Source organism: Chryseobacterium sp. HNCC26DJ241, from assembly GCF_057180505.1.
This window is the reverse complement of record NZ_JBXUGL010000006.1, coordinates 1-17,521: the sequence shown is the minus strand read 5'-3', so window position 1 is coordinate 17,521 and position 17,521 is coordinate 1. Positions and strand designations below refer to the sequence as shown.

Below are 17,521 nucleotides of genomic sequence, written 5' to 3'. Positions count from 1 at the left end.
TCGATAAGGCGTTTTGTTACAGTTCGTTTTTAATTTCATTAATTCTATTGATAATCGGAAGTGCGAAGATTCCGCTTTTTTGAAGATAAAGTTCGTAAAAGGTTTTGGATTTTTCCAAAAAATCAGAATTTGCAGATTCTTTTCCTTTCAGATAAAAAAGATTTCCAAGCATTTCGTAGTAATCTTTATGGTCTTTTTCTTCACGCAAATTCACCATTTCTATAATTTCTTCCTTTGTTTTAGAAGCTAAATCATTGAAATCAATTTTAAAAATATCTTTCATTAAAGAATCATAATCCAATTCTTTCTGCATCAGGCTTTCTTCCGGTTTTCCCAAAATCAGTTTTTCTAATGCCTGTGTCAGTTGGCGAATCAATCGTAATGTGAAGTCTTTATCTTGTATCATAATTTTTGGAGTTTTTGTTTTGAAGTTTCTCATCAAGTTCCGAGCTTTCATCCACTCTGGAAATAAAATGGATTGTTCCTTCCTTGCTTTTGTATTTCTTAGTCGCAAACTTCACACCAATAAAAATTCCGGACAAAGTAACCAATATTGCTAAAATAAAAGTAAATGAGGATGGATTTAGAAAATAAATAATTGCAGCAATTACAATACTCAAGAGAAAAGGCGAAAGAAAACTCTGTAACCAACCAACGATTTCTGTTCCTTCCTCAAAAATATTCTTGTTTTCTCTTTCCATATTTTACGCAAAAAACAAATATGCTAAAGCAATAGAAGTAATAATTCCCACCAAATCTGCCAAAAGCATTGCTACAACTGTATATCGTGTGTTTTTTACAGCAACAGCTCCAAAATAAACAGCAATCACATAAAAGGTAGTATCAGAACTTCCTTGCAAAATTGCAGAAAGTTTTCCTTGAAAACTGTCTGCTTCAAAAGTTTTCATGGTATCAACCATCATTCCTCTTGCTCCGGAACCGGAAAGAGGTTTTATCAATGCAGTTGGAAGGCCATCCACAAATCGGGTATCAAGATTAGCAACAGCAGCCACCCATTTCATCCCGTCAATTAATACGTCAAAAACTCCGGAAGTTCTTAAAAGTGAAATTGCAATCAACATTCCGACTAAATAAGGAATAATTTTCACACAGGTATAAAACCCTTCTTTTGCACCATCAATAAAGGCATCGAATACATTTATTTTTTTATAAATTCCGCCGAGAATAATAGCAAAAAAGATGAAAAGAATCAGTCCGTTACTTAATACTTTGCTAAAAGTGTCCAACTCGTCTTTGCTTAAACCTACAAGATACCAAACCAAAAGTCCGATAATTGCAGAAATTCCGCCAACATATGCAATAACGGCCGGCTGAAGCAAATTAATTTTCTGATAAATGGAAACAATAATCATTGCAGCCATTGTTGCAGCAAAAGTAGCGATCATACAAGGAAGAAAAATATCAGTCGGTGTTTTGGAATTCATGGATGCACGAATCGCAATAATAGAAACCGGAATCAGCGTCATTCCTCCTGCATGAAGACACAAAAACATAATTTGTGAATTGCTTGCTTTTTCTTTGTCAGGATTTAAGGTTTGTAGGCTTTCCATTGCTTTCAAACCAAATGGGGTTGCCGCATTATCCAAACCTAAAAGATTAGCAGAAAAATTCATTAACATATGACCAAAAGCGGGATGATTTTTAGGAATTTCAGGAAATAATTTTGAGAAAAACGGCTGAATAAATCTGGAAAGCAAATTAATTCCGCCTGCTTTTTCAGCAATGCTCATAAATCCCATGAAAAGAGTCATGATTCCTATTAATCCTATGCAAATTTCTACTGCTGTTTTACTGGTTCCAATAACTCCGTCGGTTTCCTGAATTCTGTAAACATTCACATTTTGTTTTAATGAGTCTGTTTTATAAGAAATTCTATTCTTTTTAAAGTCTGATTCTTTAGAAAGCCCGTTTTGTATTTCAGAAGAAAGGGTAATCATTTTTTGAGAAGCTATCTTAATAGTGTCTCCACTTTTCCCGACTACCATATCATTGTAAATACTTTTGTAATTATCCGAAGTAAGATATTTGATACTTGCTACTAAAATAGCCACAATAATGAATGCCGACCAAATTCTGCTTAAAACCATTCTTAGAAAATTTTGTTAAAAATAGGGAAAAAAGTTTCACTTTGGTTGAACAACTTTAAAGAAAAATCTATACAATAATGAAGTATTGCATTTAAAAATTCACTAACTTTAAGTTCCTAAAAACCAAATGCTCTGCATTTTCTTTTTAGCATTCCGAAGATATAATTTATTTAAAATCATCATATTATGAGTGCTAAAACTAAAGATTTACGAAATGTAGTTTTGCTCGGACATTCAGGAAGTGGCAAAACTACACTTATAGAGGCAATGCTTTATGAAGGAGGAGCGATCAAGCGTCGGGGAACTATAGAAGGTCATAACACTGTTTCCGACGATACCGATATTGAACACGAACGCGAAAACACGATTTTCTCACATCAAATGTTCGTGAACTGGAAAAATAATAAAATCAATATTTTGGATACTCCCGGTTTTGACGATTTTGTAGGAGAAGTAATAGCTCCTCTCAAAGTTTCAGATACAGCTTTAGTTGTTCTGAATGCTGCAAATGGAGTGGAAGTTGGGACAGAATTGGTTTGGGAATATATTGAAAAATATGAAACTCCGGCTATTTTTGTCATCAATCAAATGGATCATCCAAAAGCGGATTATGAAAAAACATTAGAACAAGCCAAATCAAGATTCGGAAATAAATTAGTACCCATTCAATATCCTTTGAATTCCGGTGAAAATTTTAATCAGATTATTGATGCATTGCGAATGGTGATGTACGAATTTCCAAAAGACGGAGGAAAACCAGAGAAAAAATCAATCCCTGAAAGTGAATTACCAAGAGCCAAAGAAATGCATAATGCTTTGGTAGAAATTGCAGCCGAAAACGAAGAAGGATTGATGGAAAAATATTTTGAAGAAGGTTCTCTTTCCGAAGAAGAATTAGCAAAAGGAATTACGATTGCTTTGGCACATCAGCAATTTTTTCCGGTTTTTGTAGCTTCCGGTTTGAAAGATATGGGAAGCGGAAGAATCATGGGATTTATTGATGATATTGCTCCGTCACCTGTTGATCGTCCAAAACGTATAATGGAAAGTGGAGAAGAAGTCGCTTATGATTCTAATGAAAAAACCACAATTTTCATTTATAAAACAGCTTCCGAACCGCAGGTAGGAATGATTTCGTATTTCAAAATACTAACAGGAACTTTAAAACCTGGAGATGAATTGATTAATGCAAACAATGGAGAAGCCGAAAGAATTTCGCAAATTTTTGTAGCTGAAGGAAAAGACAGAATTTCTGTAAATCAATTAGAAGCGGGGGATTTGGGAGTTACGGTTAAATTAAAAAATACTCACACCAATAACACATTAAATTCTAAAGGAGTAAATAGAAAAGTTCGTCCAATGATTTTCCCTGAAAGCAGAATCAGGAAAGCAATTTCCGCCAATTCCACCACCGAAATGGAAAAGCTAATTGCCGCACTTCATAAAATTGAAGAAGAAGATCCTACTCTGAAAGTGGAACAATCTTCAGAATTGAAACAAACCATTCTTCATGGGCAAGGTCAGCTTCATCTGGATTTGGTAAAACAACGTATAGAAAAAGAATTCGGAATAAAAATGAATTTTGCCGATCCTAAAATTTCGTACAGAGAAACTATTACAGGAAAAGCCAATGCCGATTATCGACATAAAAAACAATCGGGTGGAGCCGGGCAATTCGGAGAAATACATATGGTTGTTGAAAATTTTTATGATGGAATGCCGGAACCGGAAGGTTTTAATATTCGTCAAAAAGAAATTGAAGATTTACCTTGGGGCGGAAAACTGGCTTTTTACTGGTGCATTGTTGGTGGCGCGATTGATTCCAGATATATTGGTGCTATTAGAAAAGGAATTATGCAGCAAATGAGTGAAGGTCCTTTAACGGGTTCTCGTTGCCAAAATATCAGAGTTTCTGTTTATGACGGAAAAATGCATAGTGTGGATTCCAATGATATTTCGTTTCAGCTTGCTGCTTCCGGAGCTTTCAAAGAGGCTTTTCAGAATGCAAAACCTCAACTTTTAGAACCAATTTACCATTTGGAAATTCTTTGTCCCGATGAAGATACAGGTGATGTAATGGGAGATTTGCAGACAAGACGAGCCATGATTTCCGGTATGGATACAGAAGGACATTATCAAAAAATTATAGCTGAAGTTCCTTTAGCGGAATTGCATGATTATGGTTCCAGTCTCCGTTCCATAACAGGAGGAAAGGCAAAATTCACCATGAAATTTTCAGATTATCAATTGGTTCCCCCGAATGTTCAGCAAGAATTGGTGAAAAAACACTCCATATTGGAAGAAGCATAAAGACAATTTTTTCATTTTTACCATTTACAAAACTTTGTCAAAATTATAGGTTTGACAAAGTTTTTTAACTTTTTATCTGAAATTGTATCATAAGAAAAACAAATCTATGCAGCGTTTTATTTTTCTCATTTTTTTAGTTTTTATCGCTTTCTTGAAAGGTCAAATTTTTCAGAATTACAGTGTAGACGGAATATCCCGAAAAGCAATCATTTATGAACCTTCCGAAAAAACAGAAAAACCATCTTTAATTTTTGTATTTCACGGACATGGAGGAACTGCACGATTTGCGAGCAGAAGGATAGATTTTCAGAATTATTGTAAAAACAGCATTGTTGTTTTTATGGAAGGAATTCCCGGAAGAAAAGTTCCCAGCATAGATCCAAACGGAAAAATGAACGGTTGGCAAATTTTTCCGAATGATTTAGAAGGAAGAGATATAAAATTTTTTGATGTTGTTTTGAAAGACCTTCATCAGAAATACAAGATTGACGACGATAGAATTTTTGCTGTCGGACATTCTAACGGAGCACGATTTGTAAACGTTCTTTGGAAAGAAAGAGAAAATATTTTGGCAGGAATAATCTCTGTTGCAGCACAAGGAGGAGAAATGATAAGAGGATCAAAACCTATTTCTGTTTGGATGAGCATGGGAAAAAGTGACCCTCTTGTTTCGTATGACAGTCAAAAAGAATCCATTCCTATTGTAAAGGAAAATCTGAAAACAAATGAAAAATCCCTCGAAATAAAAGGTGACAAAAATATCTATAAAGGAATCAAAAATACTGAATTAGTGGTTCAGGAAAGAGATGCCGGTCACGAATTTCCAAAAGGGGATATTCCTGAAATGGCAGCTTTTCTGGAAAGAAACTCAAAAAGTAAATAGGAGAAATTGTTTATACTTTACATCTAAGTCTTCGACTACGCTCAGACTGACAACGCTACAAAAGCATTTCAAGTATTAGAGATGTCACACTGAGCGTAGTCGAAGTGCTTTAAATTCACATTTATCTTCTTATTTTTTTGAATTAAAATAGTCTATTCCACATTTCAGAAATTTTTTAAAATCTTCTTTCGGCATATATCCGGAAACCGGAGTATTGATTACTTTTTGGTCAGGAGTTACCAAAACATAATGCGGTTGCGAATTATTATTAAAATTCACTTGTTGAAACATGGACCAACGATCTCCAACTGTCTTTATTTTTTTTATTTGTCCGTTTCCTAAATCTATTTTTGTTTGTTCATTTTCAGGAAGTTCTTCCTTATCATCTACATATACAGAAGCAATCACCAGATCATCTTTCATCAATGGTAAAATATCCGATTGGCTCCAGACAAACTCTTCCATTTTTCGGCAATTTTCGCAACCATAACCTGTGAAATCAATCAAAACCGGCTTATTTTGTTTTTTGGCTTCTTCAATAGCTTCAAAATAATTGTGATAAAGTTTAAGTCCTAAAATTCCGTCTTCTTCTTTATGAAAATAACTTACATTAATAGGTGGCAGAATTCCGCTCAATAATTGAAGTTTTGGCTTTTCGGAAGGAATCAATCCTTGAATCAGATAAACGATAAATCCAATTCCTAAAAAGCCCAATATTTTTCTGGTTAAGGAAATTTTCGGTTTCAGATCGTCATGCGGAAATCTGATTTTCCCAAAAAGATAAAGCACCAATCCAATGGTAATCAAAATCCATAAAACGATAAACAATTCTCTCTTCAGCAAAAATGTTTTGGAAACCAAATCTGCTTTTGATAAAAATTTTAAAGCAAGAGCAAGTTCGATAAATCCTAAAACAACTTTTACGGTATTCATCCAACCGCCAGATTTTGGTAAACTTTGCAAAGCCTGCGGAAACAAAGCCAATAATCCGAAAACTATTGCCCAAGCCAAACCAAAACCAGCCAATGCAAAAGTGAGCAAAACGGGAACATTTTTCGCTCCCGAAACTACACCTCCTAAAAGACTTCCCAAAATAGGACCGGTACAAGAAAACGAAACAATAACTAAAGTAAGTGCCATAAAAAATATCCCTACAATTCCTCCTGCATCTTCCGCTTTTGAAGATTTGTTGGCAATGGAACTTGGAAGCGTGATTTCATAATATCCGAAAAAGCTCAGCGCAAAAAATAGAAATATGGCAAAAAAGAATATATTCAGCCAAATATTGGTCGAAATTTGGTTGAAAATATTTCCTGAAATCCCATCAATAATATGAAAAGGAACGCTCAGTGCTACGAAAATCAATAAAATAAAAAATCCATAAATGAGAGCATCTCGTTTTCCTTTTGCTTTGTTTTTAGTTCCTTTTGTGAAGAAAGAAACGGTTAAAGGAATCATCGGGAAAACGCAAGGTGTAAGCAAAGCAATCAGCCCTCCAATAAATCCAAGACCTAAAACCATCCAATTGTCATTTTTGGTTTTTCTTCCAATTTCACCACAATTCGTCAAAGGATTTTTAAAATCCAGCGAATTGATTTTCAGTGCTTTTTTCTGTTCTTCGTGTTGAGAAGTAATAGCGGCTGTTTTAGGATTTGTTTCCGAAATATTTGCAACTGAAATTGAAGAATCTTTTGTGGGAATCTCTTCTTTATTATCTGTAATTTTTGCATCCTCCGTTTTGGAAGCTGTACTTATTATTTTTTCAAATTCTAAAGTATTTGGAGCAAGACAGGTTCTGTCATTACAAGTTTGATAGGTAATTTCAGCCGCAATATTTGTAGGTTTGGAAGTGTCTTTGATTTTAAATTTTTGTTTAAAAAGCACTTTATCAGAATAATACACAATTTGTACTCCGAATGCTTCCGAAAATTCATCATGCTTTTTTCCCATTTCCTGCACTTTTCCCAAAAGCTGAATTGGCTGTTTGGAAGAAATTTTAAATGCTGTAGGAATTCCGGAATCCGGAGGCAAATCCTGAGAATAAATATGCCAACCTGCATCAATAGTAGCAGAAAGAACCGCTTCATATTCTCCGTCTTTGGATGGATTGATGTCAAATTTGAATTTTACAGGATCTTTTATTTGTGCATTAAAAGTGGTAACCAGTAGTGTAAAAAGGGAGAAAAGAAAAAGTTTGAAAGTATTCATTTCCTAAAGCCGTATTAATTTTTGAAAAAGAGACTTTTTTATTACAATAAAAAGTTTGCCAAAGATATTTAAAAATTATCATACACTTGAGTAAACAAAAACCGACAGAAACTCCATCGGCTAAAAAAATATGATTTTTCTGTTTATTGGAATATGCTGAAATCTTTTCTTTTCAGGATTTCTTTTGCCATTTCTTCTCCAATATTTCGGTTCATATCCAAGGGAAAAATGTCATCTGTGTCGATGCTGTTTTTTCCATCTTCAGAGCAAATAATGCCTTTAAAACGAATCTGATTTTCCAATATTTCAGCAAAAGCTCCAATTGAAACCGCATTCTCGTTACTTAGAATTTCTTGAAAACTTCTTTCATTTTCAGCACAATATTGCGTTTCTTTATCATTCAGTGGATAAAGGATTTTGTTTATATCTTCATTGTCTTTTCTACCAAGCACCACCACAATTCCTTGTGCAGGAGCCGGAACCATAAAAGGAATTTTTTCATACTCAAGATTTAGGTTTAATCTTTTTAATCTTGCCAAAGAAATAATTGTAGCATCCGTTTCCCCTTTTTCTACTTTTTGTAAACGGGTATTTGCATTTCCTTCTATTTCAATAAATTCGGCGTTAGGAAATTCTTTCAACCAAAATGCTTTTCTACGTCTATCATTGGTGGCAATTTTTAATTCGTGCAAAGGTTTATCTGCTGATTTTTTTACAAGAACATCGTGCAAATAATCTCTTTTTAAATATGCCAAAATTGTGATGTTTTTAGAAAGCTGCATCGGAATATCTTTTAAAGAATGTACGGCAATATCTACATTCCCATTTTGCAAAGCAACATCTAAATCTTTGGTAAACAATTCTTTATCCTCATCACTATAATTGTGAATATTAGAATTTTCTTCATCAGAAACGATCGGGGTAATTTCGGTTTTATAGTTATGATTCTGAAGATATCTTGCTACTTCTCTTGCCTGCCAAAGTGCAAGTGGCGAATTTCGGGTTCCTATTCTGATTATTTTCATGATGTTTTTTATTAGATATTCAAAGTACAATTTACTAATTTCCTTAGGTATTCAAAATATTTTTTACGATTTATATCTCCCAATGACGATTTTTAATAAAAACTTATTGATAGTCAAAAAATTAAATTTTAAAAATCCACACAAAAGCCTATAACTTGCAACAATAATTTTAAAAAATTTTAGTTAAAAAATAGAGAGCAATTTTAATTTCTTTCATTTTGAAAATTTAATAAAATTTTAACCAAATTTCTGAGAATTCTAATTCTTAGAATGTCTCTAAATTTATATCTTTGTACACTTAAAATTTTTGAAAAACTAATGGGATTATTTGATATGTTCACGCAAGACATTGCGATTGACTTAGGAACTGCCAACACGCTTATCATACACAATAACAAAATTGTAATAGATCAACCTTCCATTGTGGCGATAGAACGCTCCACAGGAAAGCCAATTGCAGTTGGAGAACAGGCAAAGCATATGCAGGGAAAAACGCATGAAGATATCAAAACCATTCGTCCTTTGAAAGATGGTGTAATTGCAGATTTTCATGCTTCCGAGCACATGATCAAAGAATTTATCAAACAAATTCCCGGAATCAAAGGAAAATTATTTCAGCCGGCTCTTAAAATCGTAATTTGTATTCCATCCGGAATTACTGAAGTGGAAAAAAGAGCAGTAAGAGATTCAGCCCAAAAAGTAAATGCAAAAGAAGTACGTCTGATTTACGAACCAATGGCTGCGGCAATAGGAGTTGGAATTGATGTTCAGAAACCAGAAGGAAATATGATCATTGATATCGGTGGCGGAACTACAGAAATTGCAGTGGTTGCACTTGGCGGAATTGTTTGTGACAAATCTGTAAAAATTGCAGGAGACGTTTTCACAAATGATATTGCATATTATTTAAGAACTCATCATAATCTTTATATCGGTGAAAGAACTGCTGAAAGAGTAAAAATCGAAGTGGGTTCTGCAGTAGAAGATTTGGACGTAGAAATTGAAGATATTCCGGTTCAGGGACGTGATTTGATTACGGGAAAACCAAAAGAAATCATGGTAAATTACAAAGAAATCGCAAGAGCTTTGGATAAATCCATCATCAGAATTGAAGATGCCGTAATGGAGACCCTTTCTCTTACACCTCCGGAACTTGCCGCCGATATTTACAAAACCGGAATTTATTTAGCCGGTGGTGGTGCATTGTTGAGAGGATTGGCAGATAGACTTCACAAAAAAACGGGACTTCCTGTTTTTGTAGCAGAAGATCCGTTGAGAGCGGTAGTTCGCGGAACGGGAATTGCTCTTAAAAACATGGATAAATTCAATTTCCTTATCAAGTAATTTTTAATTAACCTTTTACGAATTTTTTAAACTGTGGGATTTTTGTTGCGACTCTTTTCAAAGAACGGATTATTCATGTTCTTTTTATTCCTGCAAATGATCGCATTGGTTTTAATTTTCAGTAGAAATTCTATGCAGCAATCATGGTTTTCTGCACAGACAGCTGCTTTCAATTCTTGGGTTTCCGGAAAAATTGATGAAGGAACTTCCTACCTCAAATTGAAACAGGTAAATGAAGAACTTGTAGCCCAAAATAAAGAACTTATGATGGCTCTTTATGGAAAAGGTGCTTTGAAAAAACCTATGTTCAGAAAAGTTCATGATACTATTGGAGGTGGGCAGATTTATACTTTTGTAGATGGAGATATTGTTTTCAACAGTATCAATAGAAAGGATAATTATTTCACCATAAACAGAGGAAAAAGAGACGGTGTCTTTCCAAAAATGGGAGTAATGGCACCAAGAGGAATCGCCGGAATCGTCATCAATACTACCGATAAATACTCACTTGTACAATCGGTATTAAGTATGAATAAAATCCGAATTAATGCCGCTTTGAAAAATTCCGGATATTTCGGGACATTAACTTGGAAAGGGGATAATTCCCGAGTGATGCATCTTTCGGATATTCCAAAATATGTCTCATTAAAAGTGGGAGATACGGTAGTAACCGACGGGAAATCAGCAATTTTTCCACAAGGTGTGATGATTGGGACTATTTCAGGATATGAAGTAGACAGTAAAACCGGATTTTGGGATATCGCAGTAGAATTGAGCGAAAAAATGGGAACAATCAGTAAAGTATATGTGGTGAAAAACCTGAAAAAAGCTGAGGTTCAGAAAATAGAAGATACATTACAGGCAACAATTGACAGAGAAAAATGATAACCAGAACTTTACTTACCGACATTGTGATCATTGTTTTTCTGGTTGCATTACAGATTTTTGTGCTGAACAGAATTACTCTTTTCGGAAAATTCACTCCGGTTTTATATCCGGTATTTGTAATGTTTTATCCTTTTTTTAGGAATCGTTACCAATTTTTAGCATTGAGTTTTTTACTTGGTTTGGGAGTTGATTCTTTTCTCTATACTTGGGGAATAAATGCATTTGCCACTACTTTGATTGCCTATTTCAGAACATTGATTTTCAGAACTTCTACTGATACTTCTACAGATTTTTTTTCGTTTCAGTCTTTGCAATGGGCACAGTTTTTATTGTTCATTTTTTCGAGTATTTTTCTGCATCAGACTGTTGTTCAGTATCTTGAATTTTTTAAGTTCAGTCGTTTTTTTGAAATTTTTGTTAATATTTTGGCCACCAGTGGTATTTCGTTTATTTTTATATTGCTTTACGCACTGATATTTAAAATCAAGCAAAAAGTTTGAAACCACAATACCTTAAAATCACCATTTTTACTTCAGTCATTGCTTTAATTTTTATAGCAAGGCTCGCTTATTTGCAATTATTTACAGATCGTTATGCGTTGAATGCCGCCAATACTTCTATCAAGATTGAATATATTATTCCGCAGAGAGGTGTAATTTTTGACCGTAATGGAAAAATTCTTGTAGGAAACCAGCCTTCATACGAAATTTCATTTACGCAGGCTCTTATGAAACCGGATTTTGATACTGTCGGTTTCTGCAATCTGATGAAGATCAGTAAAAAAGATTTTATCAATAGACTTGCTTTAATTAAAAAGGAAAAGTACTATTCCAAACTTACACCCATGACTTTTATGAAAAATTTAAGTCGTGATGATATTGCAAGAGTTCAGGAAATCATTTTTAAATACCCTGCTTTTGGAATCGTTTCCCGTCCTCAAAGACAATATGAAGTTTTTACTTCCGGAAATTTGTTGGGCTACACAAGCGAAGTGAATGACCGAGAAATAAAAAAAGATTCCCTTTATTATCTTCCCGGCGATCTCATCGGAAAAACAGGAGTAGAAAAAGCGTATGAAAAGGCGCTGCGTGGAGAGAAGGGAATGAAATATATCCAGAAAGACATCAAACTTCGCAATGTAGGTTCTTATAAAAATGGTGAACTTGATAAAGAAGTAATAACCGGAAAAGATATTACTCTCACTATTGATTACGATCTTCAGAGAATTGCTGAAGAAATGATGGTGAATAAGCATGGAGCTATTGTAGCATTAGATCCCAATAATGGTGAAATTCTGGTAATGGCAACCGGTCCTGATATTGACCCCAATCTTTTTACCGGTCCTGAAAAATCTAAAAATCTTTACAAATTAGCAAACGATACAATCTACGAAAACAAACCTACTTTTGATCGTTCCATTCAGGCAGCTTATCCTCCCGGTTCTACATTTAAATTACTCACGGCATTATCTGCAATGCAAATGGGAGTAATGGATGAAAAAACCATTTTTCCATGTGGTGGCGGTTTCAATTACAGAGGTTTACGAATCAAAGGACATGGAGGTGCAGATCCATTAGTTCCGGCTATTCAGGTTTCGAGTAACTGTTATTTTAGTTATGCTTATTTGGCGATCGTGAATAAATATCCTGGAAATCCTTCAAAAGGAGTTGATGAATGGAAAAAAATCATGAGTAGTTTTGGAGTGGGAGAATTTCTGAATAATGATTTGGCTGTAGGTTCAAAAGGTAGAATTCCGTCAGGAGAATTTTATGAAAACAGAATGGAGGTCATCTATAAAGCAAATGGTTCTACTAAAGATCCTAGGAATTGGGATCCTCTTGCAACAGGTGCCGTTTTTAACGGAATGGGACAAGGTGATGTATTGGTAACCCCGATACAACTTGCCAATTATACTGCTGCAATTGCAAACAAAGGTTGGTATTACACTCCTCATATTGTAAAAAGCATTGATGGAAAGCCAAATCCAGATCCAAGATTCAAAGTAAAACATAAAACATTAGTAGATCCAAAACATTTTGATCCTGTCCTTAAAGGAATGGAAGCTGTAGTTCTTGCAGGAACAGCAAGAGGTTTAAAATCCAGCGATTTCACACAATTGGCAAAAACAGGAACAGCACAAGTTCCGCAAGGAAAAGATAATTCTATTTTTGTACTTATTGCTCCAGCGGACAAGCCTAAAATTGTAGTGGCTGCCGTAATGGAACATGCCGGTTTTGGGGCAACTTGGGCAGGTCCTGCTGCAACTGTAATTGCTGAGAAATATATTATGGGAGACTTGAAACGTGAAAATCTTTACAAAAAAATGATTTCATCCAGTTTTATGCCCGAATATAAAAGGCAGTATATTTCTGAAATGAAACGGAAAGGATGGTATAAAGAACCTGCTATTGATTCTGCAAAATTGAAGAAAAAGCAAGACAGTCTTAAACTTCTTGATGAATTGAAACAAAAAGAAAATCAGAAAGATAAACCTATAAATATAAAAAAATGAGATGGGCAGAAGGTATAGATAGACTTGGGCTTGGCTTGTATTTCCTGCTTTGTGTATTCGCTATTGTAAATATTCATAGTGTGGATGCCGGATTAGGAAAAAAACAGATGATTTTTTTTGGCATTTCCATTTTTGTAGGTCTTATTATATTTTTTACCAGAAGTAAATTTTTCGAGAATATGTCCGGAATTATTTACATTTTCGGTGTATTGCTTTTAGTTGGTCTTTTTCCTTTCGGAACTGAAATTCTGGGACAGAGAAACTGGTATAAATTCGGAGGATTTACAATGCAACCGGTGGAATTCGCTAAAATTGGTACAACATTAATGCTTGCTAATTATGTTTCCGGACCGGATTTTAACCTGAAATACAAAAAATCTTTATGGACTTCTCTCGCTATTATCGGAGTTCCCGGAGTTGTAGTTTTAGCTATTCCGGATATTGGATCTTTACTGGTGTTTGGTGCATTCTTCATTGCTTTGTACAGAGAAGGATTGAGTGGTTGGATTTTTGGAGTTATCTTTACTTTAGGATTCGTTTTTCTTCTTTCAAATTATCTTAATGATCCTTTAGAATTAAGCCCATGGTATTTAATTGGATTTATTTTACTGGTAGGACTCTTATTTATATTTTTTACATTTAACAGTCTTAGAAGAAATATTTATGCATTATCAATGGTGATTGTAAGTATTTTGGCTCTTTGCACTTTGTCTTTTATTTCTCCTAAAATATTTGAAAAACTTCCAAAACACCAAAGACAAAGAATCGAAGTTTTATATAAAGGTGAGAGCAGAAAAGAATTCAGAGATAATATTGGCTACAATCTATTATATTCTAAAACAGCCATTGGTTCCGGTGGATTTTTAGGGAAAGGATATAAGCAAGGATCCGTTACCCAAGGAAAATTTGTTCCGGAACAAGAAACGGATTATATTTTCTGTACTGTTGGCGAAGAATGGGGATTTCTTGGAAGTTCAATTCTGATCTTTTGTTACGCAATATTTATTGGCAGGATTTATTACCTTTCTGAAAGACAGAAATCAATATTTAATCGTGTTTTTGGGTATTGTTTTGCTTCCATCTTATTGCTTCATTTTTGTATTAATTTAGGAATGGTAATGGGCTTATTTCCTACGGTTGGTATTCCGCTTCCATATTTTAGTTATGGTGGAAGTTCATTACTTGCGTTTTCTATTATGACGTTTATCTTTTTCAAATTAAACTACACCGACAAGAACAGTTTAGTATAATAATATTTTGAAAATATAGGATTGCATCCTATTCTCCTCGTTAATTCGCCACTTCGTGGCTCAAGAAAATTCAAAGTTAAATGGGTATAAATAAAAAATCTGCTAGAATCTCTAACAGATTTTTTTAATTTATTATCTCGTTGATATTAATTATTATGAGCATAATTAGTATCATCATTTTTATTGCTGATTATTCTTTTTGCAAATCGATATTTTGGAGCCCAATAAGAATCATTAAGTGAAGAAATCATAACTCCTTTTGAAGTAGCTGCATGAATAAATTTTATCTCTCCGCTTTCATTTACATCATATACAATTCCGACATGAGAAATTCTTGATCCATGAGAGAAGAAAATCAAATCGCCTCTTTGAAGGTCAGATCTTTCGATTCTTTCTCCTTGCTGAGATTGTGCTGCTGCAACTCTTGGTAACTGTAATCCTAATGTAGCACCGAATACTGACAAAACAAAAGCAGAACAATCGATACCATTTCTTGTAGTTCCTCCGAATCTATAAGGAGTTCCAAGATATGTTTCTGCTTCGCTTAAAAGTCCGTCAATTGTTTTGGAATGTTTTAGATTTTTAGCAATATCTTCATTTTTCAAAGATGATTCAAGACTTTCTAATTGTGCGTCTTTGCTATTAAAATTACTAAGTAATTGTCTTTTTGCTTTATCTAATTTTTGCTGATCTAAAGATGCCAGTTTGGCATTTGTTTTGTAAACATTTTCGTAGGTTGCTGGTTTTGAAACCACATAATTGGTAACACATGATTGTAATGATAAAGTAGTAATAGCAGCAACTATATAGAACAGAACTCTTTTCTTCATATATTTGATTATCTGTGTTAAGAACTTGTTTTTCAAATGCAGAACAAAAATAAATAAAGACGTTTTATTAGCTATTAATATGAATGTCTGGACGCAGGTTTTTAACACACTTTAACATATTTTTATCGTATGTTAAAGAATTTATAGCCGCAATCCCTTTATTTAAAGAATTGCGGCTTTTTATTTATTAAGATTTTTTAACAAAAAAGGGTGAAATCACCTTTTATTCTACAATTTTTACCTGAAATCATATAAAGCATACTTTTAAAAATAATGTTAAATTTTATTCAAAGAATAAACAAAAGAGGCTGTACAAAACCGTTGTTACTGTAAGTCCTTATATGGTCAAATTTCATGACAACTTCATTAAAACCGTAAAAATTAAAAATATTGTCGCTTTATAGCATAAAACCCTCACAATTTTGCAAGGGTTATTTATTTATCTGAATTTATTCTACTTTTAAAATTATTTTTCTATTCTTTAATTTCTTGCCTTTTTCTATAATCTTAAAAGTGTTGATTCTATTAGACATATAAGTGTTAGTCAAACTTTCTAATGCAGATTCTTTTTCACAATACAATTTAATAGAATCTTCAACTTTATCATAAGCCCATTTTCCCTTACATTTAGCAATTAAACTCCCATTAAACCCAATATTATAAGAGAATGTGGAATCTTTTTTTAAGTATAAAATATATTCTGAAGGTTTTTCAATAGATTGATATTTTTCTCCTAATGTAATATTATTTTGAGCATTACAAGAAAATAAGAAAACACCAATCATTAAATTAAATATTAATTGTTTCATAATTTACCTTTTATATTTTACTCCTTGTAACTCTCTCAATTTCATAGTTTGATCTAAATTTTTCATAGATTCTTTTACAGCCGGATATGCTAATCTGAGCTGACCTACAGTTGAATTTATAGTAACTCCAAATAATCCAGAGTTAGATGTCCCACCAACTCCGTAAACTTGCTGACCAGAAGAATTGCGTAAAGTAGTTAACCAATTATTGTTTATATTACTTATAGATGTGCCTCCGATTGAAGATGGATCGAATGCGGCTTGTGCTCTATAAGCTGCCGCTTCATCATCTAAATCTTGAGCTACAGAACCACCGCTTTCACTAAATCCAATATCTCCCGTTTCAAATTGAGAAGCGTGTGTCATTTCGTGAACAAAATTAGCATCATTAGTGTAACCTATATTTATTTGATCTGTGCTCATATCATATGTCGTAACTCCTTCATTTCCTTCTATTTTATTCAAACCATACATCTGATCACTTGATTCTAATGTAGACATATTGCTTAGAGATTGATTAAGGCTATTTAATCTGTCCTGCTTGTCTCCCATTTTTGAAGCCAGAGTTTTGGCATCCCATCCTTTATCTTTAGCTTTTTGATTTATTTTATCAACATCTTTTTGTAATTCGTCTCGTTTAGAAGTTACAGATTCTTTCAATCCATCCCATTCTTTTTGATTAGCTGGATTAATTTGCATTCCATCAGGATCAGTAAACATTATTGGATTGTTCACAGCATAATTATAAGGACTATGACGACGATAGATTTCAGCGAGTGGATCTATATTAAACCACCGTCCCACATCCGCCATATACATCCTTGCTCCGTAATCATACATTCCCGTCTCTTGCAGTTCTTTACCGTTATACTTGTAGTTGAAAGCCGTTCCCTTTGCATCATACGCAGAACCATAGTAGCTGTAGAAATTCATCCCGAAAGGATAATAGTCGTTTCGGTCTAAAATGTCTATAGTATTGGTGGCTGTATTTTTAGTATAACTCTGTCTCACATTTCCAAGGTGGTCTTTGTACTGATAAATATACTGCTTTTTCTTAAAATCATAAAATCCTTCCGCAGTGGGGAAAAACTGCAATACCTGACTGGCTTGTGTTTGCGGTACGGCATTGGCTTCTTCCACCGCTCTGAAAGCCTCCTCTTCACCTGCTGTTCTGGCACTGAGCGTGGTGTCATCCGTTTGTCTGAGCGCCTGAACAATTGCCGTACTTTCGGTGCCGTATTGGAAGCCGTCCAAATAATCGGTGTCGATTACGGTACTTCCCGTTGCATTGTTTAACGTAAATGTTTTCTTAATTTTTACACCATCCGCCCGGTAGAAATATTTGGTGTTGTTC

The 17,521-nt window shown here is 34.0% G+C and carries 15 protein-coding genes; 7 read left to right on the top strand and 8 right to left on the bottom strand.

Features of this window, described 5'->3' with window-relative positions; all coding sequences use genetic code 11:
• Nucleotides 1-16 precede the first annotated feature (16 nt).
• From AC2A1C_RS05250 to AC2A1C_RS05240, 3 genes are read right to left on the bottom strand one after another with little or no spacing between them, the layout of a single operon-like run.
• Nucleotides 17-406: a hypothetical protein gene (locus AC2A1C_RS05250; RefSeq protein ID WP_484024080.1), complete on the bottom strand. Its 390-nt coding sequence runs from the start codon at nt 404-406 to the stop codon at nt 17-19.
• On the bottom strand, nt 393-701 hold the full coding sequence (locus AC2A1C_RS05245) for a YrzE family protein (RefSeq protein ID WP_484024078.1): 309 nt from the start codon (nt 699-701) through the stop codon (nt 393-395). Before AC2A1C_RS05245 ends, AC2A1C_RS05250 begins: the two co-directional genes overlap by 14 nt.
• 3 nt (nt 702-704) lie before the next feature.
• Nucleotides 705-2,108 carry a nucleoside recognition domain-containing protein gene (locus tag AC2A1C_RS05240; protein WP_484024076.1) on the bottom strand — a complete coding sequence of 468 codons (1,404 nt, stop codon included), beginning with the start codon at nt 2,106-2,108 and terminating at the stop codon, nt 705-707.
• A gap of 186 nt (nt 2,109-2,294) precedes the next feature.
• On the opposite strand from AC2A1C_RS05240, the gene AC2A1C_RS05235 reads away from it, so the two are divergent.
• Together AC2A1C_RS05235 and AC2A1C_RS05230 are read left to right on the top strand one after the other, a co-directional pair.
• Entirely contained in the window at nt 2,295-4,418 is a 2,124-nt protein-coding gene (locus tag AC2A1C_RS05235; RefSeq protein ID WP_484024075.1) for an elongation factor G, read from the top strand.
• A gap of 106 nt (nt 4,419-4,524) precedes the next feature.
• On the top strand, nt 4,525-5,301 hold the full coding sequence (locus AC2A1C_RS05230; RefSeq protein ID WP_484024073.1) for an alpha/beta hydrolase family protein: 777 nt from the start codon (nt 4,525-4,527) through the stop codon (nt 5,299-5,301).
• A 129-nt stretch (nt 5,302-5,430) separates the two neighbouring features.
• On the opposite strand, the gene AC2A1C_RS05225 is transcribed toward AC2A1C_RS05230, so the two are convergent.
• Both AC2A1C_RS05225 and hemC read right to left on the bottom strand, forming a co-directional pair.
• Nucleotides 5,431-7,509 carry a protein-disulfide reductase DsbD family protein gene (locus tag AC2A1C_RS05225; RefSeq protein WP_484024071.1) on the bottom strand — a complete coding sequence of 693 codons (2,079 nt, stop codon included), beginning with the start codon at nt 7,507-7,509 and terminating at the stop codon, nt 5,431-5,433.
• A gap of 143 nt (nt 7,510-7,652) precedes the next feature.
• Nucleotides 7,653-8,534 carry a hydroxymethylbilane synthase gene (gene hemC / locus AC2A1C_RS05220; RefSeq protein ID WP_484024070.1) on the bottom strand — a complete coding sequence of 294 codons (882 nt, stop codon included), beginning with the start codon at nt 8,532-8,534 and terminating at the stop codon, nt 7,653-7,655.
• Nucleotides 8,535-8,852: 318 nt separating this feature from the next.
• Here hemC and AC2A1C_RS05215 point away from each other — a divergent pair, with 318 nt between their 5' ends.
• Genes AC2A1C_RS05215 through rodA form a run of 5 tightly spaced genes read left to right on the top strand, consistent with a single transcriptional unit; the run spans nt 8,853 to nt 14,528 of the window.
• Entirely contained in the window at nt 8,853-9,878 is a 1,026-nt protein-coding gene (locus tag AC2A1C_RS05215; protein WP_484024219.1) for a rod shape-determining protein, read from the top strand.
• A 33-nt stretch (nt 9,879-9,911) separates the two neighbouring features.
• On the top strand, nt 9,912-10,763 hold the full coding sequence (gene mreC / locus AC2A1C_RS05210; RefSeq protein WP_484024068.1) for a rod shape-determining protein MreC: 852 nt from the start codon (nt 9,912-9,914) through the stop codon (nt 10,761-10,763).
• Entirely contained in the window at nt 10,760-11,266 is a 507-nt protein-coding gene (locus tag AC2A1C_RS05205; RefSeq protein WP_484024067.1) for a rod shape-determining protein MreD, read from the top strand. Before mreC ends, AC2A1C_RS05205 begins: the two co-directional genes overlap by 4 nt.
• Complete coding sequence (locus tag AC2A1C_RS05200; protein ID WP_484024065.1) at nt 11,263-13,278, top strand: peptidoglycan D,D-transpeptidase FtsI family protein; 2,016 nt, start codon at nt 11,263-11,265, stop codon at nt 13,276-13,278. Before AC2A1C_RS05205 ends, AC2A1C_RS05200 begins: the two co-directional genes overlap by 4 nt.
• Nucleotides 13,275-14,528, top strand: a complete 1,254-nt coding sequence (gene rodA / locus AC2A1C_RS05195) for a rod shape-determining protein RodA (protein WP_484024064.1) — start codon at nt 13,275-13,277, stop codon at nt 14,526-14,528. The genes AC2A1C_RS05200 and rodA overlap by 4 nt, the downstream gene beginning before the upstream one ends.
• A 146-nt stretch (nt 14,529-14,674) precedes the next feature.
• Here rodA and AC2A1C_RS05190 read toward each other — a convergent pair whose 3' ends face one another.
• The 3 genes from AC2A1C_RS05190 to AC2A1C_RS05180 form a co-directional block, all read right to left on the bottom strand.
• A complete protein-coding gene (locus AC2A1C_RS05190) occupies nt 14,675-15,358 on the bottom strand; it encodes a C40 family peptidase (RefSeq protein WP_484024063.1) in 684 nt (227 codons plus the stop codon).
• Nucleotides 15,359-15,807: 449 nt separating this feature from the next.
• Nucleotides 15,808-16,167, bottom strand: a complete 360-nt coding sequence (locus tag AC2A1C_RS05185) for a hypothetical protein (protein WP_484024061.1) — start codon at nt 16,165-16,167, stop codon at nt 15,808-15,810.
• Between the two features lie 3 nt (nt 16,168-16,170).
• Nucleotides 16,171-17,521: RHS repeat-associated core domain-containing protein (locus AC2A1C_RS05180; protein ID WP_484024059.1), on the bottom strand; the 1,351-nt coding region annotated here is incomplete at its 5' end.